Annotated in this window: 22 protein-coding genes; 20 read left to right on the top strand and 2 right to left on the bottom strand. The window is 37.2% G+C overall.

Annotation, left to right across the window (positions count from 1 at the left end):
- Nucleotides 1-192 precede the first annotated feature (192 nt).
- Complete coding sequence (gene udk, locus Q0X02_RS03260) at nt 193-801, bottom strand: uridine kinase (RefSeq protein WP_297811483.1); 609 nt, start codon at nt 799-801, stop codon at nt 193-195.
- Between the two features lie 218 nt (nt 802-1019).
- On the opposite strand from udk, the gene Q0X02_RS03255 reads away from it, so the two are divergent.
- The 20 genes from Q0X02_RS03255 (at nt 1020) to Q0X02_RS03160 (ending at nt 24937) form a co-directional block, all read left to right on the top strand.
- Nucleotides 1020-1370, top strand: coding sequence for a hypothetical protein (locus Q0X02_RS03255; RefSeq protein WP_297811480.1), 351 nt, complete (start codon nt 1020-1022; stop codon nt 1368-1370).
- A 117-nt stretch (nt 1371-1487) separates the two neighbouring features.
- The gene (locus Q0X02_RS03250) at nt 1488-3581 is read left to right on the top strand and encodes a Tex family protein (RefSeq protein WP_297811477.1); all 2094 of its coding nucleotides are present in this window, start codon (nt 1488-1490) and stop codon (nt 3579-3581) included.
- A 162-nt stretch (nt 3582-3743) separates the two neighbouring features.
- Nucleotides 3744-4367 carry an ECF transporter S component gene (locus tag Q0X02_RS03245; RefSeq protein ID WP_297811473.1) on the top strand — a complete coding sequence of 208 codons (624 nt, stop codon included), beginning with the start codon at nt 3744-3746 and terminating at the stop codon, nt 4365-4367.
- A complete protein-coding gene (locus Q0X02_RS03240) occupies nt 4364-5095 on the top strand; it encodes an energy-coupling factor transporter transmembrane protein EcfT (protein WP_297811470.1) in 732 nt (243 codons plus the stop codon). The genes Q0X02_RS03245 and Q0X02_RS03240 overlap by 4 nt, the downstream gene beginning before the upstream one ends.
- A complete protein-coding gene (locus Q0X02_RS03235; protein ID WP_297811467.1) occupies nt 5095-5931 on the top strand; it encodes an energy-coupling factor ABC transporter ATP-binding protein in 837 nt (278 codons plus the stop codon). The genes Q0X02_RS03240 and Q0X02_RS03235 overlap by 1 nt, the downstream gene beginning before the upstream one ends.
- A complete protein-coding gene (locus tag Q0X02_RS03230; RefSeq protein ID WP_297811465.1) occupies nt 5931-6749 on the top strand; it encodes an energy-coupling factor ABC transporter ATP-binding protein in 819 nt (272 codons plus the stop codon). The genes Q0X02_RS03235 and Q0X02_RS03230 overlap by 1 nt, the downstream gene beginning before the upstream one ends.
- Complete coding sequence (locus Q0X02_RS03225) at nt 6742-7644, top strand: nucleoside hydrolase (protein WP_297811463.1); 903 nt, start codon at nt 6742-6744, stop codon at nt 7642-7644. The genes Q0X02_RS03230 and Q0X02_RS03225 overlap by 8 nt, the downstream gene beginning before the upstream one ends.
- A gap of 339 nt (nt 7645-7983) precedes the next feature.
- Nucleotides 7984-8646 (top strand): ZinT/AdcA family metal-binding protein, encoded by a 663-nt coding sequence (locus Q0X02_RS03220; RefSeq protein WP_297811460.1) that lies wholly within the window; start codon nt 7984-7986, stop codon nt 8644-8646.
- 65 nt (nt 8647-8711) lie between these two features.
- On the top strand, nt 8712-10025 hold the full coding sequence (locus Q0X02_RS03215) for a metal ABC transporter solute-binding protein, Zn/Mn family (protein ID WP_297811458.1): 1314 nt from the start codon (nt 8712-8714) through the stop codon (nt 10023-10025).
- Nucleotides 10026-10697: a metal ABC transporter ATP-binding protein gene (locus Q0X02_RS03210; RefSeq protein ID WP_297811455.1), complete on the top strand. Its 672-nt coding sequence runs from the start codon at nt 10026-10028 to the stop codon at nt 10695-10697. It begins immediately after the preceding gene.
- A complete protein-coding gene (locus tag Q0X02_RS03205) occupies nt 10691-11500 on the top strand; it encodes a metal ABC transporter permease (RefSeq protein WP_297811452.1) in 810 nt (269 codons plus the stop codon). The genes Q0X02_RS03210 and Q0X02_RS03205 overlap by 7 nt, the downstream gene beginning before the upstream one ends.
- Before the next feature lie 71 nt (nt 11501-11571).
- A complete protein-coding gene (locus Q0X02_RS03200; protein WP_297811449.1) occupies nt 11572-11778 on the top strand; it encodes an AbrB/MazE/SpoVT family DNA-binding domain-containing protein in 207 nt (68 codons plus the stop codon).
- Nucleotides 11779-11913: 135 nt separating this feature from the next.
- Complete coding sequence (locus Q0X02_RS03195) at nt 11914-13380, top strand: C69 family dipeptidase (RefSeq protein ID WP_297811446.1); 1467 nt, start codon at nt 11914-11916, stop codon at nt 13378-13380.
- 356 nt (nt 13381-13736) lie between these two features.
- Nucleotides 13737-14435, top strand: coding sequence for a phosphoribosylaminoimidazolesuccinocarboxamide synthase (purC, locus tag Q0X02_RS03190; RefSeq protein ID WP_297811443.1), 699 nt, complete (start codon nt 13737-13739; stop codon nt 14433-14435).
- A 1-nt stretch (nt 14436) separates the two neighbouring features.
- Entirely contained in the window at nt 14437-15783 is a 1347-nt protein-coding gene (gene purF / locus Q0X02_RS03185; RefSeq protein WP_297811441.1) for an amidophosphoribosyltransferase, read from the top strand.
- A gap of 7 nt (nt 15784-15790) precedes the next feature.
- Entirely contained in the window at nt 15791-16345 is a 555-nt protein-coding gene (purN, locus tag Q0X02_RS03180) for a phosphoribosylglycinamide formyltransferase (protein WP_297811439.1), read from the top strand.
- Nucleotides 16333-17838, top strand: a complete 1506-nt coding sequence (gene purH, locus Q0X02_RS03175) for a bifunctional phosphoribosylaminoimidazolecarboxamide formyltransferase/IMP cyclohydrolase (protein WP_297811435.1) — start codon at nt 16333-16335, stop codon at nt 17836-17838. Before purN ends, purH begins: the two co-directional genes overlap by 13 nt.
- A gap of 12 nt (nt 17839-17850) precedes the next feature.
- A complete protein-coding gene (locus Q0X02_RS03170) occupies nt 17851-22743 on the top strand; it encodes a phosphoribosylformylglycinamidine synthase (RefSeq protein ID WP_297811433.1) in 4893 nt (1630 codons plus the stop codon).
- A complete protein-coding gene (gene purB / locus Q0X02_RS03165; RefSeq protein ID WP_297811429.1) occupies nt 22743-24170 on the top strand; it encodes an adenylosuccinate lyase in 1428 nt (475 codons plus the stop codon). Before Q0X02_RS03170 ends, purB begins: the two co-directional genes overlap by 1 nt.
- A 101-nt stretch (nt 24171-24271) precedes the next feature.
- Nucleotides 24272-24937, top strand: a complete 666-nt coding sequence (locus Q0X02_RS03160) for a TVP38/TMEM64 family protein (RefSeq protein ID WP_297811426.1) — start codon at nt 24272-24274, stop codon at nt 24935-24937.
- Between the two features lie 54 nt (nt 24938-24991).
- On the opposite strand, the gene Q0X02_RS03155 is transcribed toward Q0X02_RS03160, so the two are convergent.
- A complete protein-coding gene (locus tag Q0X02_RS03155) occupies nt 24992-25891 on the bottom strand; it encodes a selenium metabolism-associated LysR family transcriptional regulator (RefSeq protein ID WP_297811423.1) in 900 nt (299 codons plus the stop codon).
- Between the last annotated feature and the right edge of the window lie 93 nt (nt 25892-25984).

The following is a 25984-nucleotide window of genomic DNA, read 5'->3' as shown; positions in this document are numbered from 1 at the left end:
GAAAGGGCGAATCTACGCGGTACCACCTTTCTAATCAAAAGCTCATGTTTCACGCAAAGTATGAAACTACCTTGAAAACTCATGTGTTGTAATTCCCGAACAACCGGTACTGGTCACACTCAACGCTTTCTATTAAGTTATTAAAGATTGTATACTAGATTTTGATTATAGTCAATAGCAAAACAAATTAAATTACAATTTTGCATTTAAATGATTGATTAAAACGTCAATCGCAACCTTGTTTCTTCCGCCTTTTGGAATAATCAAATCAGCATATTTTTTGCTTGGCTCGACAAAAAGCTCGTGCATCGGCTTCACAGTATCCATATATTGATTCAAAATAGATTCCACAGTTCTATTTCTCTCGACTGTATCCCTTGTTATTCTTCGTTTCAATCTGACATCGCAGTCACAATCGACAAACACCTTCATACCCATCAAATTTCTGAGCTCTTCATTCTCCAACACCAAAATTCCCTCGACAATCACAATTGGCTTTGGTGTTTTCTTCAAAGTATCAGAACTTCTCGTGTGAATTGTAAAATCATAAGTTGGAATGTCTATCTCTTCATTATTAATGATTTTCTTAACGTGTTCAATCAACAAATCCGTCTCGAAAGATTGTGGATGATCGTAGTTCAAACTCGCACGTTCTTCTAATGTGAGATTATCGTGCGCATAATAATAATTGTCGTGTTCGATTATCTCGATTTTATCGGCGAAATGATTTTTTAAATTTTTGACGATTTCAGTTTTACCGGAAGCACTTCCTCCAGCAACTCCAACAATGTAAGGTTTCATAAACTCCTCCTATTTACGATTAATTTTAATATATTATTTGCAAATTTTCAAGAAAAATTGACTGCGAAAAAAACTTGAATTGTGAACACTTTAAAATTATGATAAAATAATAATAAATAATTACAAATCGCAAATCATAACGGCAAAAAACAAAAGGAAAATTTAAAATGTCAAAGAGGACGAAATTTTTAATTTACGCATTAATTTACATATTGTTTATGATAATCATAAGATACACATTGTCTCATGCACATGGATTTTTGATTGACCATTGTCTAATTTTTTTCTTGGTAACATCATCTGCACTCGGGTATTTTCACGGATTCGTATTCAAATTCGATTTTTCGATTGTATTTGTAGCGATATTTATGATGCTGTTCATCGGGCAAATGACGCCACCTGCAATGGGATTTAGATTGTATCAATTCACAGATTTTTACTACGTATCAGCTTCGACGATTTTTATGCTCGGGTTTGATATTTTTGGTTCATTGAGAAAAACACATCTCATTCAAAAAGAAATATTTTTGGAAAGACAACAACAAGAGCACAACAAAAAATTAAAATAAATTTTAACTGCCATCTAAATTTTTAGGTGGTTTTTTTGTTCAAATCACTTTGTTGTGGAAAAATAAATAAAATAATGTTAAAATATAGATTATAGTTTTAGAAAAAGAAGGAATGAAATGGACATATTACAAAAATTATCAGAAGAATTAGACATAAAATATGATAACGTTGTTAAGACGGTTGAATTGATAGACGAGGGCAACACAATTCCGTTTATCGCTCGTTACAGAAAAGAAATCACGGGAAATTTGACAGACGAAACTCTCAGACAATTAAACGACAGACTTACATACTTGAGAAACTTACAAGAGAGAAAAGAAGACATAACTCGCCTTATTGACGAACAGGGAAAACTCACAGATGATTTGAAAAAACAAATCGATGAAGCGACTATCTTGACAGAACTTGAAGATATTTACCTTCCGTTCAAGCCGAAAAAGAGAACTCGTGGCTCAATCGCTGTAGAATTGGGACTTCAACCGGTTGCGGATATGATAATGGAGAAGACTCATTCGCTAGCTGAGATAGAGAAAAAAGCATCAGAATTTGTCAATGGAGAAGAAATCAAAACCGTTGATGATGCCGTAGCGAAAAGCTTGGACATCATTGCAGAGGTTGTATCGGAGCAAAAAATCTTCAGAGATATCGTTCGCAGTTCATTCGTCACAGACGCCGTTTTGAAAACTGAAGAGAAAAACGAAGATGAATCCGGAACATACAAAATGTACTACGATTTTCAAGAAAAAGTAAAAGAATTGAAAGCTCACAGGATTCTTGCGATTTTCCGTGGTGAAAAAGAAGGGTTTTTAAAAGTTTCATTCTTGCTAAATGACGATTACAATATTTTCAAAATAATGCGAAAAATCGCCAAGGACAACAAATTTGAATCCTATGAGCTAATCGAAAAAGCAGTAAAAGACAGCTACAAGAGATTGATTGTTCCGTCAATTGAAACGGAAATTCGTGCGAACTTGAAAGAAATGGCAGACGACGAATCAATCGGCGTATTCAAGAGCAATTTGAAACCGTATTTGATGCAACCTCCGATAAAAGACACAGCGATTATCGGACTTGACCCTGGATTTAGAACAGGCTGCAAAGTTGCGGTCATTTCTGAATTTGGAGATTTTCTCGACAGCTCAGTGATTTATGTCACTGATGCGAGAAAACAAATACAACGAGCAGACGAAACAATGAAGGATTTTATCGACAAATACAACGTAAAATTAATCGCCATTGGAAATGGAACTGCATCTCGTGAGACAGAAAAATACGTATCGGATTTGTTGGCTCAAATCGACAAGGAAGTTTATTATGCAATTGTAAACGAAGCAGGAGCAAGTATTTACTCTGCATCCAAACTTGCAATCGAAGAATTTCCTGATTTGGACGTAACAATAAGAGGAGCAATCTCAATCGCTCGCCGTATTCAAGACCCACTTGCAGAGTTGGTTAAAATCTCGCCACAATCTATCGGCGTCGGACAATATCAACACGACGTCAACCAAAAGAAATTGAAATCCTCACTCGAAGAAGTCGTAGAAGACTGCGTAAACACAGTTGGTGTCAACATCAACACAGCTAGCTCTGCACTTTTGAATTACGTATCTGGAATCACAAAAACCACTGCGAAAAACATCGTCGACTACAAAATAGAAAATGGTCCATTCAAAAGCAGACAAGAAATTTTGAAAGTAAAGGGAATTGGCCCGAAAGCATTTGTACAATGTGCGGGATTTTTGAGAATACCAGAAAGCGATGAAATCTTAGACAACACAGAAGTTCACCCAGAAAGTTATGAAATCGCAAAACAAATTATGAAACACGATTTGAAAAAAATCGACGTCAAAAAACTTTCCGAACAATTGCAAGTCGGAGAGCCAACATTACTCGATATAATAGAAGAATTGAAAAAACCGGGAAGAGACCCTCGTGACGAAATGCCAAAGCCAGTTCTACGACAAGACGTATTGTCGATCGACGACTTACAAGAAGGAATGATAGTCACAGGAACTGTCAGAAATGTCGTGGACTTCGGAGCATTCATCGACATCGGGATAAAAGAAGACGGACTTTGCCACATATCGAAAATGAGCAACTCCTACATCAAAAACCCAAGAGAAGTGTGCGAAGTAAGTGACACCGTAAAAGTAAAAATAATTGGAATAGACAAAGAAAGAGGACTCGTATCTCTTTCGATGAATTTATAAAAAAAGCACTCATTGAGTGCTTTTTTTTGTGCTGTAAAAAATTTTGTTTTCTCAAAAAAAATTCTTGTTATTTGTAACAACAAATTATTTATTATTGACGTCAATTATGATAAAATCATATTGTCGCAAATGTTTTTGTGGCAATAAAATTAGGAGGAATTTATGAAATCTAAGTCAAAGATGAGCTATAACTTGTCGGTAATTTTACTTATACCTTTGGGGATAGCTATCAATTTTGTAGGCGCAAATCTCAACGCCGCATTAAAACTTCCGGTGTATTTGGACTGCATCGGCACAGTGTTCACAGCAGTTTTGTGTGGGCCTTGGATTGGAATTATCACAGGAGTTGTCACAAATATTGTCACATCGGTTACAAACCCAACACAACTTCCTTATCTAGTCGTAAGTGGTGCGATTGGTTGGATTGCTGGAGTTTGTGGAAAGAAGGGGATGTTTAAAACTCCTGTTAAAACATTTATAGTTGGTATATTTATTTGGTTAGTTGCGATGATTACTTCTGCACCAATCACTGTTATTGTATTCGGTGGAGTAACAGGTGCGAGCGGCGGAAGTGCTATTACAACTTTTTTAGTTGCAACGGGAAAAGGATTATGGGAATCTGTAATTGGCTCTACGGTTCTCACTGAAACTTTGGACAAATTCTTGACTTCTTTTGCGGTATACTTTTTAATCAAATCTATTCCCAACAGAAATCTTTTGAGATATCCTAATGGAATTGAATACATTAGGCACAAGAAAAATAAATATGTGAGAGGTGAAAAATGATTTCTAAAATTTTCCCAACAACAAAACTTTTCATAGTTATAGTTGCATCGACGATTTCGTTGGTATTGCCATGGAAATTCGCTTATCTTTTCGTGCTACCTGTTTGTCTTATACTCGCAGCACTTGATAACAAATTCAAACCATTCGCCAAGAAATTGTCTCTTGTTTTGATATTTGTATTGTCGATAATGTTTTTGTTCCAATTATTCTTGGACAAATCAAATGAGTTCGTGTATTTGAATCTTGGATTTATGAGAGTGACATTGAACGGAATATTGAATGCGTTGGAGCAAACAAAATTCATACTAACTCTCATCAGTTTGTTCTTGTTGTTCTTCGAGACAACTGACATCGAAGAATTGATGATATCGCTTCAACAAAAAAAGGTAAGTCACGTTACAAGCTACGTCATTATGGCGACAATGACGATGATTCCTGAAATGATTAAAAAGAGTTCCAAGATTTTGAAAGCACAAGAAGCTCGTGGAATCGAAACAAAGGGTTCTCTCAAGAACAGAGCGAAAGCTTTCTTCCCTTCACTTGGACCTTTGATTATATCTTCGCTTTCTGAAATCGACGAAAAGACAATAACGTTGGAAGCACGTGGATTTTCGTCCGAAAATAAGAAAACATGCCTAAAGGAAATCAAAAAGACAACAGCAGACAAGATTATTTTTTATGTATTCATAATTTTGGTTGTACTAGCACTTGTGTGGAGGTTTAAATAATGATAGAACTTAAAAATGTTTCATTCAAATACGAACTTCAAGACGAAGAATCCATCAAGAATATGGATTTGTACATCAAAAAAGGAGAATTTGTCGGAATAATCGGCAAGAACGGCTCTGGAAAGACGACTTTGTGCAACATTATCAGAGGAATTGTCCCTGATTTTATTCAAGGAGAAATCAGCGGAGATATTTTGATTGATTCGAAAAACATTGATGACATTGAACGCGGTGAGATGGCAGAACTTGTGGGATTTGTATTCCAAAATCCATTTAGTCAAATTTCGGGAATCAAAAAAACCGTATTCGAAGAAATTGCCTACGGTCTTGAAAACTTGGGAGTTCCGAGAGAAGAAATCAAACAAAGAGTATCGGATGTCATCAAATTATTGAAGATAGAAGATTTGCAAGACAAAAATCCTAACGAACTATCAGGTGGCCAATCACAGAGAGTTGCAATCGCGTCAATTATCGTTATGAATCCAAAAATTTTGATATTTGACGAGCCAACAAGCCAATTGGATCCACTAGGAACAGAGGAAATCTTCGACATATTGAAACTTTTGAAATCGGAAAACAAGACGATAATATTGGTTGAACATAAAATAGATTTGATAGCAGAATACGCTGACCGTGTTGTAGTAATGGATGAGGGAAAAATAGTGTTCAACGCTGACACACACGAAGTGCTATCCAACAAAGAAATCGAACAACACAACGTGTCGATGCCAATCGTGTCGAAACTTTCTTACAGAATGAACGAAGAAAAGCCGGGATTTTTCAAAAAAGTTCCGATAACTTTGGACGAATGCAAATCTGAATTGGAGGAAGACTAATGAGCAAAATAAATTTTAACAACGTCAGCTTCACTTATCCGAACGGACACAAGGCAATCAACGATTTGAATTTGATTATAAATTCTTCAGAAAAAGTTGCGATTGTAGGACAAAACGGAGCCGGCAAATCAACTTGCGCAAAATTGATGAACGGGCTTTTACGACCAACTTCAGGAGAAATCTTGTTGGACGACAAAAAAACAAAAGATATGACAACAGCTCAGATTTCAAGAAAAGTCGGATATGTATTCCAAAATCCAAACGACCAAATCTTCAATCAGACAGTTTATGATGAGGTTGCATTTTCGCTTCGAGCATTGAAAGTCGATGAAGAAGAAATGGACAGACGTGTCAGAAAAGCTTGTGAAATATGTGAATTATCTGAGTTTTTGGATGAGCATCCTTATGATTTGCCGTACAGCACTAGAAAATTCATCACAATCGCAATCACAATTGCAAATGACTGCGACGTGTTTATATTTGACGAGCCGACAGCTGGACAAGATGCTTATTCAATGGGTTGCTTGAAAAGAGTCATAGATTATCTGCACTCAGAAAACAAAACCATTATCACGATAACACACGATATGGAGTTTGTAGTTGAAAATTTCAACAGAGTTATTGTTATGTCAAACAAAGAAATAATAGAAGACAATGACAAGAAAAATGTGTTTGACGAAGACGAAATATTGAAAAAAGCGTACATTCAACCACCTGTGATAAAAAGACTTTGCAACTCTATCAATTTGAACGAGAAATTGCTGTCGGTGGATGATTTTGTCGACTACATCAAAGAATTTGGAGGAAAAAATGATTAATTGCATTATAGATTTTGACCCAGGAGTTGATGACGCTGCAGCATTATTTGCGATGAAACACGCGAAAAATTTAAAATTGTTGGCGTTATCATCGGTTAGCGGCAACGTATCAATCGAGCACACTACGAGAAATATGCAGTGCTTGGCAAAACTTTTGGACATAAACGTTCCGATGGGAAAAGGCCAAAAAGTTCCACTTGTAAGAGAACCTTTCTTCGCAACAGTTCATGGTGACGATGGAATTGCGGGATTTAGAAGTATGATTGAATCGGATGAAGTTGAAGAACTTTCAAGCGACAATTCTGTTTTGATGATGCACGAAATAATTCAAAAATCTTCTGGAAAAATCACGATTATCGCAGTTGGACCGCTTACAAACATCGCGCTATTGCTTCGAACTTTTCCAGAAGACAAAGAAAAAATCGAGCAAATAAGTATTATGGGCGGCTCAATAACTGTGGGAAATGTAACTAGCCTAAGTGAGTTCAATTTCTTCGTAGATCCAGAAGCAGCGAAAATTGTATTCGAAAGTGGCGTGAAAATAATTATGGCTGGATTAAACGTAACACAAAAGGCCAGCATCACAGACGAACAAATCAAATTATTGGACACATTTGAAAACAAAAAAACAAAATTCGCCCACAGGATTTTGAAATACTACGCATCAAATGACGCCGGCATTCACGACCCTTGTTCAGTAATCGTGTTGGACAATCCAGATGTTTTTGAAACAGAAGATATGTTTATCAAAATAGATGTGCAAAACGAAGAAACAAGAGGAATGAGCTACAGAGATTTATTGAAAGAAGAAAACGGCGAATACAATTGCAAAGTAATCACGAAAATCAACATTGAAAAATTTAGAGAAATATTGATGAAAGCTCTAACAGAATAAAAATTTTGACTCCGAGAAAAATCTCGGAGTTTTTTGCAAATAAAAATGATAATCATTATTGACAGAAAGAAAAATTAATGATAAAATTTATTTGCATAAAGTTAGTATGATATATTTTTACAATTAAATTTGCAAATTAGACGTAATTTGCAATAAAATAAGTTCTTTAATTTCCAAAAACTTATTACATATTTACGATCGAATAAAAATTTTAGCTTAATATTAAAAAAATATTGTGATAAGTTAATAAATTAATAAAATAAGAATGCATTCAGTTTTGTATTGGGATTTTTAAAACTTTTTATATCATTCTAGCAAATATATTTAAGGAGTAATGGTATGAATAAAATAAAAATGTTGGCTTTGGTTGGAGTAATGTCTGCGGCACTTTTATTGAATGGTTGTGGTGCACAAAAAGATGCGCCAAAAGAAGAAAATAAACAGACAGAGCAAAAACAAGAAGAGAAGAAGGATGATAATTCTAAAGCGGATGAGAAAAAAGAAGAAGTAAGCTTGTCCGATTGGAACGGCGAATGGAACAATATGGGAAGTTATTTGGAAAAACCAGAAGTTCAAGGAGCTTTCAAAACATTGGCGAAGAAGGAAAATGTCGATGAGAAAAAAGCGAAAGAAGATTATCTCAAGAAAAGAGAATGTGAATTTAACGGTTTGAAGATTGAAGGAAACAAAATCACGTTTACAAGCAAAATTCCATCTGAAAACGGAGAAAAATTAGCTGAAAATGAATACAAATATGTAGAAAAGAAAGCTGTAAAACACGGTACACATATGTTGGAATGGGATGTTTTTGAAGCTACTGATGCTAATGCAAAATACAAAGTGTTGTTGATGATGCCAATTCACGGAGAAGAAGAATTGACACACTTCCACATGAGATACGGCAACGACAAAGAAGAATTATTTAATAAAGAAGGATGGTTCCCAACATTCGTAAAACCAAATACAACTGATAAGCAAATTATCGGAGAGATTGAAGAATAAGGTTAAATAAAAATGACGAAGGGCAGGGGTTTTCTGCCCTTTTGTTGTGGAAAAGGAGATGTTAAATGAAAAAAAGACTTCTGAGTTTATTGTTAGTCTTTTGTATGATTTTGTTTGCAAGTTGCTCGAAAAATAAAAATTCTTCCGGCAAACCTGTTATCTACACTTCGTTTTTCCCGGTGCATGAAATGGTCAAGATGATAGCGGGAGACACTTGCGACGTTGAAACTTTTATGCCCGTCGACAAGGAGCCACATTTGTGGGAGCCTTCAGCTAAGGATATGAAAAAATTAGCGGACGCCGATTTGTTGGTTGTAAACGGAGCTAATATGGAGCACTGGGTGGACAAAGTTCACGAGAATTTGCCCAACTTGGAAATTTTAAAATTATCAGATTCAATCGAGCTTATAACATACAAGGGAGCAGCCGCTAGAGGAGACTTCCAATATATGGCAAGGCTTGATTTGACAAAAGGAAAGAGAAAAATTGATTTCGGACACACGCACGAAGATATAATGAGAGTTGCGTTTTTTAAAGATAACGGCGAGGACACGAAAACATTAGTCAATAAGGCTAAGCAAATTATGAATCAAAAAGGTGAGATAGTTCACCAAAAAAACACTTTTGATGTGGAAGAAGGAAAAGTTTACGGAATCGAGATGGGACATGAATCCGGAGAGGTTTTCTACAACATCAAAGACGATGGCAAGTGGATTTTCGTCAGCGACAGAATAAGCGAAGATTTGCTTCCATATTATTTACAAGATACGAACGGAAAATTGCTTGAAGATGAGGGCAAATTAAAATCGGTGATGGAAGGTTCATCATCAGGTTTTGACAAGATAACATACGACCCACACTCTTGGTTATCGGTTGTCAATGCTAAGAGATATTTGAACGCAATCCAAGACAAGTTGATTGCAAAATATCCTGAAAACAAAAAATTATACCACAAAAACAAATTGAAATACGTCGACAAATTGACAGACCTCGACGCACAATACAAAGAAAAATTCAGCAAATTAGAAGACAAAAGCTTTTTGGTAACACATTACGCTTACGCATATATAGCCAGGGATTTTGGGCTTACTCAATATCCACTTGAGGGACTGACTAGTATGGAAAGTCCGAGTCTTAAAACGATTAGAAAAGCGGTGGATTTTGCAAAGACAAAACACATCGACACGGTTTTTTACGAATATGGAAAGCCACCTCGTGAAGCCAAGACTTTGGCGGAAGAATTGGGAGGACAGATAAAGCCGTTGGCTTCGATGGAATTTGTCACAAAAGAGCAATCGGACAAACACCAAGGATATATGGAACTAATTGAAATGAATTTGAAAAATTTATATGAGTCTATGAAGAAGAAAGGTGTGTAAATGAACGCAGTTACAATAAATAACCTCAACTTCGGCTACAATGAGGATTTGGTGTTGAAGGATTTGAACTTGGATATCAAATACGGAGAAATGGTTTTGATTTTGGGAGGAAATGGCAGTGGGAAATCCACTCTTCTAAAATTGATGTTGGGAGAATTGAAAACAAACGATGGAGAAATTAAGCTTCTCGACAAAAACATAAAAGACTACAAAAGTTACAGAGATATTGGATATGTGCCACAAATAAATATTGTCAACAAAATTGCATTTCCAATAACTTGCTTGGAACTTGTGACTCTCAATTTGTATGAGGATTTTGGATTTGTAAAAATCCCTCGCAAAATTCACTACGACAAAGCTAGAAAAATAATGCGAGATTTGGGAATGGAAGAATACATCAATCGCCCTGTCAATGAATTGTCGGGAGGTTTGCAACAAAGAGCGATGATTGCGAGAGCGATGATTAACGAGCCTAAAATTTTGATATTGGACGAACCAACAGCCGGAGTTGACAAGGAAAACAAAGAAAAATTTATCAAGACAATTGTCAAATTGAACAAAGAAAAAAACATCACAGTGGTGATGGTTACTCATGAAATCAAAGAGATTGAAGCGATGAATATCGACAGAACACAATACGAAATGATAGAAGGGAGGCTTACAAAATGCTAGAATTTGCATTTATGAGAAAGGCATTGGTGGCAGGATTTTTGTTGGCAATTATGATACCGATGATTGGGATAATAATGGTCAATCGTAAAACTTCGATGATTGGAGATGCACTTTCACACACGGCTTTGAGTGGGGTAGGCCTTGGACTTATACTGGGATTTGACCCGTTGATTGGCTCTGCAATTGTGTGCGTGATAGCGGCGTTTTTGATAGAGCTGATAAGAAAAAAATTCCCGCAATACGGAGATATGGCGACGGCTGTAATAATGAGTACAGGACTTGGCATCGCTGCGATATTGTCGGATTTCGCACCGGGCGGAAATTCGTTTGAATCGTATCTCTTCGGAAGTATTTCCTCCGTCACAAATATGGATGTGCTAAATATTTCGGTGATTTTTGTTCTAATACTTTTAGTATCGATCACACAATATTCGGGGCTTCTCGCGATATCAATCGACAAAAACATTGCACGACTTGCGGGAGTAAAAGTCGAGAGAATCAATGCGGTGTTTACATTTTTGTCGGCAATCACAATCGCACTTGCGGTTAAAATAGTCGGAGCGTTGATGGTGACATCGCTTATCGTTCTACCCGTTGCGACATCTTTGATAATTGCAAAAAGCTACAAAAAAACATACATCATCACGATAATTTTGGGAATTTTGTATATGATGTTGGGAATAGTTCAATCATATCAATTCGATATAAAACCTGGTGGAGCGATTGTTGTAAACGCAGTAATCGGAATGATAGTATTCGTTATTTACTCAAAAATTAAAAAACAAACAGTCAGAAAATCTTAGAAGACTTTAAAATTTCATAAATTTTTGTTACAATGATTTTGCATAATATTTGATTGAGAAGGGCGAGATTTATGAATTTTAAAATAGAAAATGAAAACAAAATAATAATCCCCGATATAATTATGAGAAAATACGATTTGAAACCAAATGATAAGTTTGAATGTGTTTTTGAAAATGACAGAATAATTTTAATACCAAAAAAAAATCACGACGCAAATTACGTTGAAAAACTGAAAGTGTTGACAGATGACACGATAAATGCACTTCGTGAGGAATAATTAACGGCGAACTCTCCATTTATATGGGGAGTTTTTCGAAAATAAATAAAATTAAATTGTGTTAAGCTCATAAAAAAGGGGTATAATGATATTGGATATTACACAAGTATCCCAAATAAAAAGGAGGAATAAAGTATGGCATGTACTACATTATTAGTCGGTAAAGATGCGAGTTTCGATGGCTCTACAATAATTTCGAGAAGCGAAGATTCTCCATCAGGAATTTTTACAGCGAAGAGATTTATCGTTGTAAAGCCAGAAGAACAACCAAGAGATTATGAATCGGTTTTGTCGGGATGCAAAGTAAAATTGCCTGACAATCCTATGAGATATACAGCACTTCCTAACTCTGACAAGTCAGAAGGAGATTGGGCAGCTTCAGGAGTCAACGAAAAAAATATTTCGATGAGTGCGACTGAAACAATAACAACAAACGCCAGAGTTCAAGGGGCAGACCCACTTGTTCAATACCCAACAAAAGAAGAAAAACACGGTGGACTTGGCGAAGAAGACTTTGTAACAGTCGTTCTACCTTACATCAATTCTGCACGCGAAGGCGTTGAGAGATTGGGAAAATTATTGGAAGAACACGGAACTTACGAGTCAAACGGAATCGCATTTCAAGATGTAAATGAAATTTGGTGGTTGGAAACAATCGGCGGACATCATTGGATGGCGAGAAAAATTCCAGATGACGCATACGTTGTAATGCCAAACCAATTGGGAATAGATTATTTTGATTTTGAAGATGCTTACGGCGAACAAAAAGAATTTATGTGCTCAAAAGATTTGAAAGAATGGTCAGAAAAACACCACCTATTCTTAGACCAAGAAGATTTTGTAAATCCAAGATTGGCTTACGGTTCACACGACCACTCTGACCACACATACAACACACCAAGAGCGTGGATTATGCTTAGATATTTCAATCCTAACTCATTGATCTGGGATGGAATCGACGCTGAGTTCACACCGGAATCTGACGATTTGCCATGGGCAATGGTTCCAGAAAGAAAAATCACAATCGAAGATATGAAGACAATATTGTCCAGCCACTACGAAGGAACACCTTACGATTGTTACGCAAAACACGGCGACCCAAATTATCGCGGAATGTATCGTCCACTTGGAATTAGCCGTGACAATGTAACACATTTCACACAAATCAGACCTTACGCTCCGGAAGAAATCAGAGCAATTCAATGGCTATCATTTGGAAGCAACGCATTCAACGCAGCAGTTGCCTTTTATGCAAACGTAGAAACAACTCCAAGCTATGTAGGTGACCAAGTAGTAAAGGCTACATCAGAAAACTTCTACTGGGCTAACAGAATCATAGCAGCACTTTGCGATGCACATTTCAACAAAACAGCAATCTTCATCGAAAGATATCAAGACTGCGTTCAATCTAAATCCAACGAGATTATCAACAAATACGACGCAGAATTTGCCAAAAATTCAGCTAACGCTCACGAATTACTTGCAAAAGCAAACCAAGAAATGGCAGATTTCTTGAAAGAAAAAACAGACAAATTGCTTCACGACGTATTGTTCCAAGCAAGTTTGGAAATGAAAAACGGATTCGCAAGAAGTGACAATTAATATGAAAACGGATTTGAGCAATCAAATCCGTTTTTTGATGTTTAAATTTGGAACAAAATCGATTTGAAAAATATTTTTGTTTTTTAAAAATCATAGTGCAAATTACAATTGCCTGTGATATAATATATTGTAAATTATTTTAGTGGGGGCAAAATGATGAGCTTTTATTATTATTTAATAAATTTCAAAAAAAAGATTTTTGATTTGAGATTTACTAATCACGATTTGAGCCTTATCAACAAATTGAGGGGCAAATTGAAATGCCGTTTTTGCGTCCTACAACAAGTGTATATTTGTCAAAAAAATTAGGAGAATTCTATCTGGAGTTCTCTATTTTTTTATTTTAGGAGGGTATTATGGAAAAATTATACGAAGGTAAGGCAAAGGAAGTTTATTCAACAGAAAAGGCTGATGAATATATCATCAGATACAAGGACGATGCAACTGCAGGAAATGGAGAAAAAAAAGCTACAATAGCAGGCAAGGGCGAACTTAATTTGGCAATTACTACTATGATTTTTGAAATGCTTGAAAAAAACGGCATCAAAACTCATTACATCGAAACAATCAACAAAACAGATATGAGAGTTAAAAAAGTTACTATTATGCCTCTTGAAGTTATCGTGAGAAACATCACTGCCGGTTCTTTTGCGAAGAGATACGCAGTTGAAGAAGGAAGAGTTTTAAAACAACCAACTTTCGAATTGTCATACAAAAACGATGATTTGGGTGACCCATTGATGTGCGAAGACCACGCAATCGCATTGGGACTTATCACAAAAGACGAATACGACTATTTGAGAAATGAAACTTTGAAGATTAACGAATTATTGAAGGAATTTTTCTTGAAAATAAATTTGAAATTAGTTGATTTCAAAATAGAATTTGGAAAAACTGATGACGGACAAATTTTACTAGCTGACGAAATAAGCCCTGACACTTGCAGATTGTGGGATAAAGACACTAACAAAAAATTAGACAAGGATATTTTCAGAAGAGATTTGGGAGATTTGACTGAAGGTTACAAAGAAGTTCTCAACAGAATGAGAGGCTAGGATGTGCGGAGTTATAGGAATATATTCTAAGTCCGAAGTTAATAAAAAATTATTCTTCGGACTTAACTCCTTGCAACACCGTGGACAGGAATCGTGCGGTATCACCGTCAGCAATGGTGAGAATCTACATAGAGAAAAAGGTATGGGTCTTGTCATCGATGTCATCAAGGAAGAAAATTTGAATAATCTTGTCGGCAAAATTGGAATCGGCCATGTCAGATATTCTACAGCTGGGGGCTCTCACGATTACAACACGCAACCTTTGATGGCCTTTGCGAAGGGGATTGAGATGAGTTTGGCACATAATGGAAATCTAATCAATCATCAAATTTTAAGGACGAGACTTGAAGAAGATGGTGTTATGTTTCAAACTGCGATTGACAGCGAAGTTATTTTGTTTTTGATTGCGAGATATTACAAAGGAGATATCGTAGAGGCTATCAAAAAAACTATGAAGTTAATCAAAGGCGCTTATGCAATCGTGTTGTGCTTGAAAGATAAGCTTGTCGCATTTCGTGACCCGATGGGCATTCGTCCACTCGTTATGGGAGTTAATGACGAAGATGTTGTGTTTGCATCGGAAAACGCAGCGATAGAAATCATCGGCGATTCCACGATTAGAGATGTAAAACCGGGAGAAATTATCGTAGTCGACAAGAATGGAATAAATTCACAGATGTATTCTGATGAAAAAAACACTTGTCATTGTTTCTTCGAGTATGTTTATTTCGCACGAGAAGACGCGACGCTTGACGGAACGAATGCGTACAATTTCAGAAGAAGATGCGGAGAGTATTTGTCACAAGAATCCCCATGCGATGTCGATTTGGTAGTTCCAGTTCCAGATTCCGGCATTCCATCGGCGATTGGTTACTCGCAAAAAGCCGGCATTCCTTATGCACAAGGATTGGTCAAGAACAGATATATGGGAAGAACTTTCATCAAACCGACGCAGGAAGAAAGAGAGATGGCTGTAAAATTAAAATTAAATCCTTTACGTCACGTTTTGAAGGGCAAGAGGATTGTCCTCATTGACGATTCAATCGTGAGAGGGACGACGAGTGCCAATTTGATTCAGAGAATAAGAGAAGCAGGAGCGAGCGAAGTTCATATGAGAATCACATCGCCACCTGTGAAATTTCCTTGTTATTATGGAATTGATACGCCGTCGAGAAAGCATTTGATTGCGGCGAATATGGATATCGAAGCCATCCGAGAAAAAATCGGGGCAGACAGCTTGGCGTTTATATCGATGCAGGGAATGATTAATTCGAGCAAAGACCAAAATGACAAGTTCTGCAAAGCGTGCTTCGATGGAGATTATCCGGTCGATCCGATTTTGATATAGGTGAATTATGAAAATAGCGGTATTTATTTCAGGTACGGGTACAAATTTGAAGGCATTGTTGGATGCGAAAAGAGAAAATTATTTCAAAAGCGATATTGTCTGCGTTGTGAGCAACAAAAACGCAGCGGGATTAGAATTTGCGAAGAATTTTAACGTGGATACTTTTGTGTCCACAAACGACGAAGAAATTATTGATTATTTAAAAAGAAAAAACGTAAATTTGATAGTGTTGGCAGGTTTCTTGCCTAAAATTTCAAAGAGAATTATAAATGAGTTTACAATTGTAAATATCCATCCATCATTGCTTCCAAAATTCGGAGGCAAGGGCTGTTATGGAATCCACGTTCACGAAAAAGTTTTTGCCAATGGGGAAAAAATCAGCGGTGCTACTGTGCATTTCGTGAATGAAAAATTGGACGATGGAGATATTTTACTTCAGAGGACTGTGGATATTTCCGATTGCAAAAATCCAGACGAGATAGCGAAGAAGGTTTTGAAAATAGAACATGGCATTTTGAAAGATGCCGTTAAAAAATTGGAGGAGAGTTCATGCGAGCGTTAATTTCACTTACTGATAAGACAAATGTCGGAAAATTGGCGAAAAGCCTACAAGACTTGGGATATGAAATAATATCGACAGGTGGCACTTACAAGGAAATCGAAAAATCGGGCGTAAATGTAACGGACATATCAAAAGTCACGAATTTCCCAGAGATTTTGCAAGGTAGAGTGAAGACTTTGTCGCCGTACGTTCACGGGGCAATTTTGTACAAGAGAGACAATGACCAACACAAGAAAACAGTTGAAGAATTAAATATAAAACCAATCGACATCGTTGTGGTTAATTTGTACGATTTCCAAAATGCGTTGAAGACGAAAGACCACGACAACATCGTAGAAAACATCGACATAGGTGGGCCGACTTTGATTAGAAGTGCGGCGAAAAACTACAAGGACGTCTTGGTTGTGACAGACCCAGAAGATTACGACGAACTTATCGACAGATTGAAAAACGACAACGTGGACTTAGCTTACCGAGAAAAATTGGCGATGAAGGCTTTTAGCTTGACGGCTTTTTACGATTCTATAATTTCCAGATATTTTCAACAAAAAGTTGGTGAGCACAGCGAGTACAGAACTTTTGGCTTCAAAAAAGAAGACGAACTTAGATACGGCGAAAATTCTCACCAAAGTGCAAATTTGTACACAGACCCATTTGTAAAAGGCAAATTGACAGACTGCGAAGTTATTCACGGAAAAGCGATGAGCTTTAACAATTACAACGATTTGAACGTCGCGGTGGAATTGGCAGACGAATTGGGAGAAAATTCTTGTGTCGCATTGAAGCACCAATCTCCTTGCGGAGTTGCCATTGCCAACAGCGTTTCAGAAGCCTATCACAAGGCCTACCTCGCAGATTCAACTTCGATTTTCGGTGGAATTATCGCCATCAATGGAGTTGTAGATGAAAAATGCGCAGAAGAAATGAGTCAAATTTTCTTGGAAATTATCGCTGCGAAAGATTTCGACGAAAAAGCGCTTGAAATTTTGACTAAAAAGAAAAACATCAGACTTGTTAAGATAAAATTCGACAACGACTCGGTAAAAGAAGACATAAAATATTTGAACGGAAAAGTTTTAATCCAAGACAAGGATTTCGGAGTCGACGAGTACAACATCGTTACAGATGAAAAGCCAAGCGAGAATGACAAAAAGGATTTGGAATTTGCTATGAAGGTGGTTAAATTCACAAAATCAAATGCAATTGTACTTGCAAAAAATTCTCAAACATTGGGAATTGGTGGAGGACAAACATCTAGGATTTGGGCGTTGGAAAACATCGCCAACAATCATCCAGACGTCGATTTTACAGGAGCCGTATTGGCATCGGATGCGTTCTTCCCATTTTCAGACTGCGTGGAATTTGCACACAAATTGGGAGTCAAAGCCATCATTCAACCGGGTGGAAGCATCAAAGACCAAGATTCCATCGACAAATGCAATGAGTATAAAATCAGTATGGTGTTCACGAAAAACAGACATTTCAAACATTAATGGGGAGGTTTTATGAAAATTTTAGTTGTAGGTTCTGGGGGCAGAGAGTTTGCACTGGGACGAAAGATAAAATCTTTTGATGAGAACAGAAAAATTTTCTTCGCTCCGGGCAACGCTGGAACAGAAAGTATCGGAGTAAACGTGGATATTCAAGCTGACGATTTAAATGGTCTTTTTGAATTTGCGAAGAAAAATAAAATTGATTTCACAGTTGTTGGTCCAGAAAATCCATTGTGTGATGGGATTTCAGATTTGTTCGAAGAAAATGGTCTTAAAATATTTGGACCTGTAAAAGAAGCTGCGGAATTTGAAAATTCAAAGTCATTCACGAAAAAATTCTTGGAAAAATACGACATCAAAACAGCGAAGTATTTGGAAAGCAAAGATTTTGATGAAGCGTTTGATTTTGCAGATAAACTGTTGGAAGAAAATGGAAAAGTTGTCGTAAAAAGAGATGGACTAGCAGCTGGAAAGGGCGTTTTTATCGTAGACAATGTAGATGATTTGAAAAAAATCATAAAAGAAGTGTTGGAGATGGACAAGATGCTTGTCATCGAGCAATTCTTGGATGGATTTGAAATGAGCTTGCTTTGTTTCACAGATTCCAATACGATTCTTCCACTTCCGACTGCGAAGGACCACAAGAAGATTTTCGAAAGAGAGACTGGAGCAAACACGGGCGGTATGGGAACTTACGCTCCGAATGTCGAAGCGGAAGTTTTTGTGGATAAAATCAAAGACAGCGTTTTGGATAAAATTCTAACGGGATTAAAAGCGGAAAACATTGATTTCAGAGGATTATTGTTCATCGGTTTTATGATAACAGACGATGGAATTTATGTTTTGGAATTTAATGCTAGATTCGGAGACCCAGAGACACAAGTTGTGCTCGAACTTGTCGACAATGATTTGTTGGACATAATGATGAAAACGAGTGAAGGAAAATTATCCGATGTCGATTTGAAAATAAATGACAACAAGGCGTTGTGTGTCATTTTGAGTGCCGGTGGATATCCCGGAAAATACGACAAGAATGATGAGATTAAAATTTCTGATATGGACAGCGTTGTGTTCCATGCGGGAACGAAAAAAGTCGACGGGAAAATAGTTACAAACGGCGGCCGTGTGTTAAATATTGTAAATTCTAAGAAGAATTTTGATGATGCGATTAAAGCTTGTTATGAAGATATAGAAAAGGTGGATTTTAAGAATATGTATCACAGAACTGATATAGGGCCAAGAGTTAAGAGAGTTTATGTCAGAAAAAAGGACGAGTACGATTATGAATCTAAGGAAAAGAAAAAGCAAATTGAAAACTTACTTGGAATTTCGTTGGACAAATTTGTAATATACAAGAGATACGATGTTGAAATCAGTGATGATAATTTGAAAAAAATCGTCGACACGGTTCTCTGCGAAAAATCCGTGGACGATGTGTTCTACGGTGAAGATGCGTTGAAGTTACAAGCAGATATGAAAAACGCAATCGCTGTGGAGTATTTGCCGGGACAATTTGACCAGAGAAAACAAGGCGTGCTTGACACGGTTAGCTTGATTTTGGATTGTGAATTTGACTGCAAGACTTCGACTGTTTACGAAATCGAAGGTGCAAAGAAAGACGATTTGGAAAAAATCGAAAAATATTTGGTAAATCCAGTAGACAGCCACAGAGTGAGTTTGTTGGGCATTCCTACTACGTTGAAACAAGAAAATCCGAAGAATTTGGAAAACTTAACGTACGATGGTTTCACAGATATGAAGGATGATGAGCTTCAAAAGTTCGTCGAAGAAAATTCACTTGCGATGAATGACGAGGATTTGAAGTGCATTAGAGATTATTTCAAATCAGAAGACAGAAATCCAAACGAGACGGAAATCAAGATTTTGGATACTTACTGGTCTGACCACTGTAGACACACAACGTTCAACACGTTCTTGGACATTGACTTTGATTGTAAAACCAAACTCGATGAAGCTGTTAGAAAAAGTTTCGACGAGTATTTGAAAGTAAGAGAAGAATTGAAAATCGAAAAACCAATCAACCTTATGAGTTTCGGGACGATTTTGTCAAAATACATGAGAAGCAAAGACGAGTTTGAGGATTTGGAAGTTTCATCGGAAATCAACGCTTGTTCTGTGAAAATAAAAGTTAGAGTAGAAGTTGGCGGCGCCTTTGAGATGAGAGATTATTTGTTGATGTTCAAAAACGAAACACACAATCACCCAACAGAAATCGAGCCATTCGGTGGAGCTAGCACTTGTTTGGGAGGAGCGATCAGAGACCCATTAAGCGGTAGAGCATTCGTCTATCAAGCTATGAGAATAACGGGAGCGGGCAATCCTCTTACTTCATTAGAAGACACGATGGAGGGCAAACTTCCTCAAATAAAAATCACGCAAGAAGCTGCGAAGGGATATTCTTCTTATGGAAATCAAATCGGATTGGCGACTGGATTTGTAGATGAAATCTACCACGACGGATATGTTGCCAAGAGATTGGAGTGCGGTGCTGTGATGGCGGCAGCGCCAATTGAAAATGTCAAGAGAATTGAGCCCGAAAAAGGCGACATCGTAATCTTACTCGGCGGAAGAACTGGACGTGATGGAATTGGTGGAGCGACTGGTTCATCAAAGAGCCACAAAGTTACAAGCATTAAAACGGAATCCGCACAAGTTCAAAAAGGAAACGCACCTGAAGAAAGAAAAATTCAAAGACTTTTTAGGATTCCTGAGCTTGCAAGTTTGATAAAAAAATGTAACGACTTCGGAGCAGGTGGAGTGAGCGTTGCGATTGGCGAGCTTCACGACGGAGTGGACATTTATTTGGACAGAGTTCCATTGAAATACAAGGGACTAAAACCATTTGAAATCGCCATCAGCGAATCGCAAGAGAGAATGGCGTGCGTCATCGCCAAGAAGGATTTGGAAGAATTTGTAAAATACGCAGACGCAGAAAACATCGAAACAACTGTCGTAGCAGACATCACGGACACCAACAGAATGAGAATGTTCTACGATAATGATTTGATTGCAGATATAAGCTACGATTTCATCAACACGAATGGTTCAGACAGAAACGCTGAAGTTGAAGTTGTATCAGAAGATGTTCCGGAAATTTTGACGGGAAAATGCTCCGATGCGAACAAATTCTACGACAAAGTTGGTGAACTTAACATAACATCCAAGAGAGATTTGATAGAAATGTTTGATTCCACAATCGGAAGAAACACGGTCATCAATCCAATGGGTGGCAAATTGCAATTGAATCCTTCGCAGGCTATGGTTGCAAAAATTCCTACGATGGACGGAATTATGAAAACCGTATCTATGATGAGCTACGGATTTGACGCTGATTTGTCCGCGCAATCCCAATACTTGGGAGGATACTATGCAGTTGTAGAATCAATCAGCAAATTAATCGCTTTGGGTTCTGACAAAAACTTGATAAGATTGACATTCCAAGAGTACTACGAAAAAATGCTCGACAAAAAAATCTGGTCCAAACCATTGAAGGCATTACTCGGAGCATTCACTGTTTCCAAATATTTCAAAGCGATGCCAATCGGTGGAAAAGACAGTATGAGTGGGAATTTCGAAGACATCACAGTTCCTCCAACGATGATTTCATTTGCGGTGACGTATGAAGATGTGGACAACATCATTACAAATGATTTGAAAGGTAAAGGCAAAATCGGTCTTGTGAGAACTCCTTACGAAGAAGACGGAACGTTGAATCTCGAAAAATTGGAAGAAAATTTCGATTTTATCACGGAACAAATCAGAAAGAAAAATATAATTTCTGCGATTGCCTTGGACAAAAAAGGATTGTTGGCGAATATTTTCGAACAATCTGTGGGAAACACAGGATTTGATATCAAATTCGACAATTTGTACAACCCAATGTACGGAAGTTTCGCTGTTGAATACATTGACGACGACGAAAATATCGAACACATCGGTGATTTTGCAGACGAAATTATCGTTAACGACGTTAAATTGGATTCAGAAAAATTACTAGAGGGCTACACTCAAGTTTTAAATAAAGTATTCACACCGAAAGAAAAAATAGAATACAAACCAATCGAAAACAAAAAAATCGAAAGACGCAGAATGAAATCCAAGAAACCAACTGATACTCCTCGCGTTGTAATCTTGGCTGCTCCTGGAACAAACTGCGAATGGGATACGTTGAACGCGTTCAAAGAAAATGGAGCAGAAGGCGAGATTGTTCTGTTCAAAAACAGAAGCCAAGAAGATATATTAAATTCTATCGATGTTTTGGCAGAAAAAATCAGAAAAGCGCAAATATTTGCCATTCCTGGAGGTTTTTCACTTGGAGATGAACCTGATGGCTCGGCAAAGTTCTTGGCAAATATCCTGAGAAATGAGAAAATAAGTAGTGCGATAGATTATTTGTTGAACGAAAACGACGGATTGGTTTTAGGAATTTGTAACGGATTCCAAGCGTTGGTGAAGACGGGACTTCTTCCTTACGGAAAAGTTACATCGCCACGACAAGACGACCCGAACTTGACATTCAACACAAACAGAAGACACATCGCGACATTTGTCGACACGATTTGTTTGACTGATAACAGCCCATGGACAAATGGAATTGATTTGAACAAGACGTACAGAATGCCGATTTCACACGGAGAGGGAAGATTTGTAATCAAGGAAGACAAACTCCAAGAACTTTTGGACAACGAGCAAGTTTTCTCGGCGTACAAGATATCTCCGAACGGCTCTGACTTCAATATCGAGGGGATTTTGTCCTCTGACGGAAAAATTCTTGGAAGAATGTGTCACACTGAAAGAATCGCAGACGATTTGTACAAAAATATTTACGACATCGACAAGCAAAATATTTTTAGAAACGCAGTAGAATACTTCAAGGAGAAATAATGAACAACGATATTTACCAAAGCCCATTGAACACGAGATACACAAGTTTTGAAATGAGCCACAACTTCAGTTCGCAAGTGAAATTTGAAACTTTCAGAAAATTGTGGCTGGCACTTGCAAAATCGGAAAAAGAATTGGGACTTAATATTACAGACGAACAAATAGAAGAATTGCAATCACACATTTCAGACATCGACTTCGACAAGGCTGCTGAATACGAAAAAATTCTTCGCCACGATGTAATGGCTCACGTCAAAACATACGGCGAAGTGTGTCCGAACGCAGCTGGAATTATCCACTTGGGAGCGACAAGCTGCTATGTAACTGACAACACTGACATCATAGTGATGAGAAATGCACTCGAAATCGTAGAGAAAAAGTTGGCGATTTTGATAAAACACTTGTCGGATTTTGCGATTAAATACAAAGATTTGCCAACACTTGGCTACACTCACTACCAACCGGCGCAATTGGTAACTGTTGGTAAGCGTGCTACGTTGTGGATTCAGGATTTTCTTATGGATTTGGAAGAGGTCATCTACAGAAAAGAAAATTTGAAATTGAGAGGCGTAAAGGGAACGACTGGAACACAAGCGTCGTTTTTGAAACTTTTCGACAACGACCACGCCAAAGTAAAAGAATTGGAGAAGAAAATCGTAAAAGAAATGGGATTTGAAAAGGCGGTAAGTGTCAGTGGACAGACTTACACGAGAAAAATCGACTACCACGTTCTTCAAGCTCTATCATCGATAGCACAATCAGCCCACAAAATGACAAACGACATCCGACTTTTGCAAAACAGAAAAGAATTGGAAGAACCATTCGAAAAAACACAAGTCGGTTCATCGGCTATGGCTTACAAGAGAAATCCAATGAGATGTGAAAGAATTTCATCGCTTGCAAAATACGTTATGAGTTTGGTGCAAAACCCACAATTTGTGGCGAGCACTCAATGGCTCGAAAGGACGCTGGACGATTCTGCGAACAAAAGATTGAGCGTTCCGGAGAGTTTTATGGCGATTGACAGCATTTTGGACATTGCAATCAATGTGACTGATGGACTTGTAGTCTACGAAAACCAAATCAAAGCTCACGTCAATGAAGAATTGCCATTTATGGCGACGGAAAATATATTGATGGAAGCTGTAAAACGCGGTGGCGACAGACAGGAACTTCACGAAAAAATCAGAGAATATTCTATGGTCGCAGGTAGACGAGTAAAAGAAGAAGGACTAGACAACAATTTATTGGAGTTGTTGGAAAAAGATGAAGCGTTTAATCTAAACAAAGACGATTTGAATTCACTTTTAGACGGCAAACTCTACATCGGAAGATGCCCAGAACAAGTTGTTGAATTTATCGAAGAAGATGTCAAACCAGTTATTTCAAAATACGACACGAAATACTCTGTTGAGCTGAAAGTTTAAAATGAAATGCACACGGCGAAAGTTGTGTGCATTTTTTAATTTATTTGCAAATCATAAATTTGTAGGATAAAATAAATTCAAATATAATAAGTAGGTGACAAATGGAAAAGTTTAAGAAGATTTTTTTGATAATTTTATTGGTGGCGTTGACAATTGGATTGATGGTGTTCGTTCCGTACGATTCAATCAGAAATGTAGTAGCAAAGTCAGGCCCTTGGGGAGCGGTTGTTTACATTTTGTTGTTCACGATTTTGCCGATAGGATTTTTCCCCGTACCAGCGTTGGCGTTGATTGGCGGAGTGAGCTTCGGACTTGTGAAAGGAAGTATCTACACTATAATTGGAGCGAGTATGAATTGCTTTGTTATGTTCATAATGAGTCGCCAAATCGGACACGATTACGTTGTGAAGATGATTAACAAAAAATTCTCCGAGAAAAATCGTGACAGAATACTGAACGCACCGGACTCAAAATTGTTCACGCTTCTGTTTATTTGCAGATTGATTCCACTAATACCGTACAATTTGATAAATTACGGGTTTGGGCTCACAAATATAAGCATGTCAAAATATATGATTGCGTCGTTTTTAGGAATAATTCCAGGCACTTTGGTGTATTTGAATTTGGGAGACAAAGTGTTGAACGTCGGCTCGAAGGAATTTTATCAGGCGATTTTCTTGGTGGTTTTACTTACAGTTGTAAGCTTAATATTCGCCAAAATTATCGACAGAAAAGAAAAACAAAAAAATATAAAACAGAATTTGTAGAATTTTTGAAATCACAAAACCGCAGCAAGTCAATAGCTTACTGCGGTTTTTTTGTTAGAAATTATTTTCCAAATATTTTTTTGCAAATTTAACAAAATCCGTCACAGGTTCAGACAGCAAAGTGTTCGAACGATAAACGAGATAGAAGTGTCTCACAGATTCAAAGTCGTCTATTTTAAAAGAAATGAGTTCGTTGTTTCTGACTTCTTCATCGACAGAAAGCTTACTCATAATAGAAATTCCCATTCCATTTCTGATACACTGTTTCAGAGTTTCGGTGCTGTTTGCAGTTCCGATTAAGTTGAGGGAATTTTTGCTAATTCCAAGAGCGTCAATCATCTTCATGGATTCTTTCAATGTTCCAGAGCCCTGTTCACGAAAAATTATCGGCTCCTTCAAGATGGAGCCTATTTTTACGTTGTTGAGTTTCAAAGTTTTGTAGTAATCGTTGTATGGAGTTACAATAACGAGCTTGTCGCTTAAAACTTTCTCGAACGTCAATTCCTTATCCATCGTAGTCATACCGACAATCCCAAGGTTGATTGAGCCGTTGATGACTCCGTCAATCGTCGACAAACTATCAGATTGAATGATATTGACGAGTGTTTTGATGTGGGTTTTGTGGTATTTCGATAGAAGAGAAGGAAGAATGTATGTCGCTGGCACAGAACTTGCTCCGATGTTAAAAGTTGTGAGATTTTTCTTGGAAAAAGAATCCTCCATACTCTGCATAATCCTCGAAATTGATTTCGCATAGTTGTAAAATTCTCTTCCTTCAGGAGTTAGCTCTAATTTTTTTGTTGTTCTTTTTAGTAACTCAGTATTTAGTTCATTCTCGATTTGTTTGATATGCGTACTGATAGTGGGCTGCGTCAAATACAACCTTTTCGCCGCTTCTGAAAAACTATCCCATTCAACAACAGTAATGAATGTCTCTAATTGTTTTAAATCCATAATACTCTCTCTCTATTTAATATGTAATCATAAATATATTTTATCATAAGCCATTTATTTTACAAAACAAACAAGTACTTTTTTATAATATAC

It is taken from the genome of uncultured Finegoldia sp., assembly GCF_947252345.1.
GTDB lineage: Bacteria > Bacillota > Clostridia > Tissierellales > Peptoniphilaceae > Finegoldia.
Note: the sequence above shows the minus strand (reverse complement) of the source record. Positions and strands in the feature narration are given on the sequence as shown.

Coding starts and splice junctions, on each gene's coding strand:
- udk (WP_297811483.1), bottom strand. CDS start 801: ATGAAACCTTACATTGTTGGAGTTGCTGGAGGAAGTGCTTCCGGTAAA.
- Q0X02_RS03255 (WP_297811480.1), top strand. CDS start 1,020: ATGATAATCATAAGATACACATTGTCTCATGCACATGGATTTTTGATT.
- Q0X02_RS03250 (WP_297811477.1), top strand. CDS start 1,488: ATGGACATATTACAAAAATTATCAGAAGAATTAGACATAAAATATGAT.
- Q0X02_RS03245 (WP_297811473.1), top strand. CDS start 3,744: ATGAAATCTAAGTCAAAGATGAGCTATAACTTGTCGGTAATTTTACTT.
- Q0X02_RS03240 (WP_297811470.1), top strand. CDS start 4,364: ATGATTTCTAAAATTTTCCCAACAACAAAACTTTTCATAGTTATAGTT.
- Q0X02_RS03235 (WP_297811467.1), top strand. CDS start 5,095: ATGATAGAACTTAAAAATGTTTCATTCAAATACGAACTTCAAGACGAA.
- Q0X02_RS03230 (WP_297811465.1), top strand. CDS start 5,931: ATGAGCAAAATAAATTTTAACAACGTCAGCTTCACTTATCCGAACGGA.
- Q0X02_RS03225 (WP_297811463.1), top strand. CDS start 6,742: ATGATTAATTGCATTATAGATTTTGACCCAGGAGTTGATGACGCTGCA.
- Q0X02_RS03220 (WP_297811460.1), top strand. CDS start 7,984: ATGAATAAAATAAAAATGTTGGCTTTGGTTGGAGTAATGTCTGCGGCA.
- Q0X02_RS03215 (WP_297811458.1), top strand. CDS start 8,712: ATGAAAAAAAGACTTCTGAGTTTATTGTTAGTCTTTTGTATGATTTTG.
- Q0X02_RS03210 (WP_297811455.1), top strand. CDS start 10,026: ATGAACGCAGTTACAATAAATAACCTCAACTTCGGCTACAATGAGGAT.
- Q0X02_RS03205 (WP_297811452.1), top strand. CDS start 10,691: ATGCTAGAATTTGCATTTATGAGAAAGGCATTGGTGGCAGGATTTTTG.
- Q0X02_RS03200 (WP_297811449.1), top strand. CDS start 11,572: ATGAATTTTAAAATAGAAAATGAAAACAAAATAATAATCCCCGATATA.
- Q0X02_RS03195 (WP_297811446.1), top strand. CDS start 11,914: ATGGCATGTACTACATTATTAGTCGGTAAAGATGCGAGTTTCGATGGC.
- purC (WP_297811443.1), top strand. CDS start 13,737: ATGGAAAAATTATACGAAGGTAAGGCAAAGGAAGTTTATTCAACAGAA.
- purF (WP_297811441.1), top strand. CDS start 14,437: ATGTGCGGAGTTATAGGAATATATTCTAAGTCCGAAGTTAATAAAAAA.
- purN (WP_297811439.1), top strand. CDS start 15,791: ATGAAAATAGCGGTATTTATTTCAGGTACGGGTACAAATTTGAAGGCA.
- purH (WP_297811435.1), top strand. CDS start 16,333: ATGCGAGCGTTAATTTCACTTACTGATAAGACAAATGTCGGAAAATTG.
- Q0X02_RS03170 (WP_297811433.1), top strand. CDS start 17,851: ATGAAAATTTTAGTTGTAGGTTCTGGGGGCAGAGAGTTTGCACTGGGA.
- purB (WP_297811429.1), top strand. CDS start 22,743: ATGAACAACGATATTTACCAAAGCCCATTGAACACGAGATACACAAGT.
- Q0X02_RS03160 (WP_297811426.1), top strand. CDS start 24,272: ATGGAAAAGTTTAAGAAGATTTTTTTGATAATTTTATTGGTGGCGTTG.
- Q0X02_RS03155 (WP_297811423.1), bottom strand. CDS start 25,891: ATGGATTTAAAACAATTAGAGACATTCATTACTGTTGTTGAATGGGAT.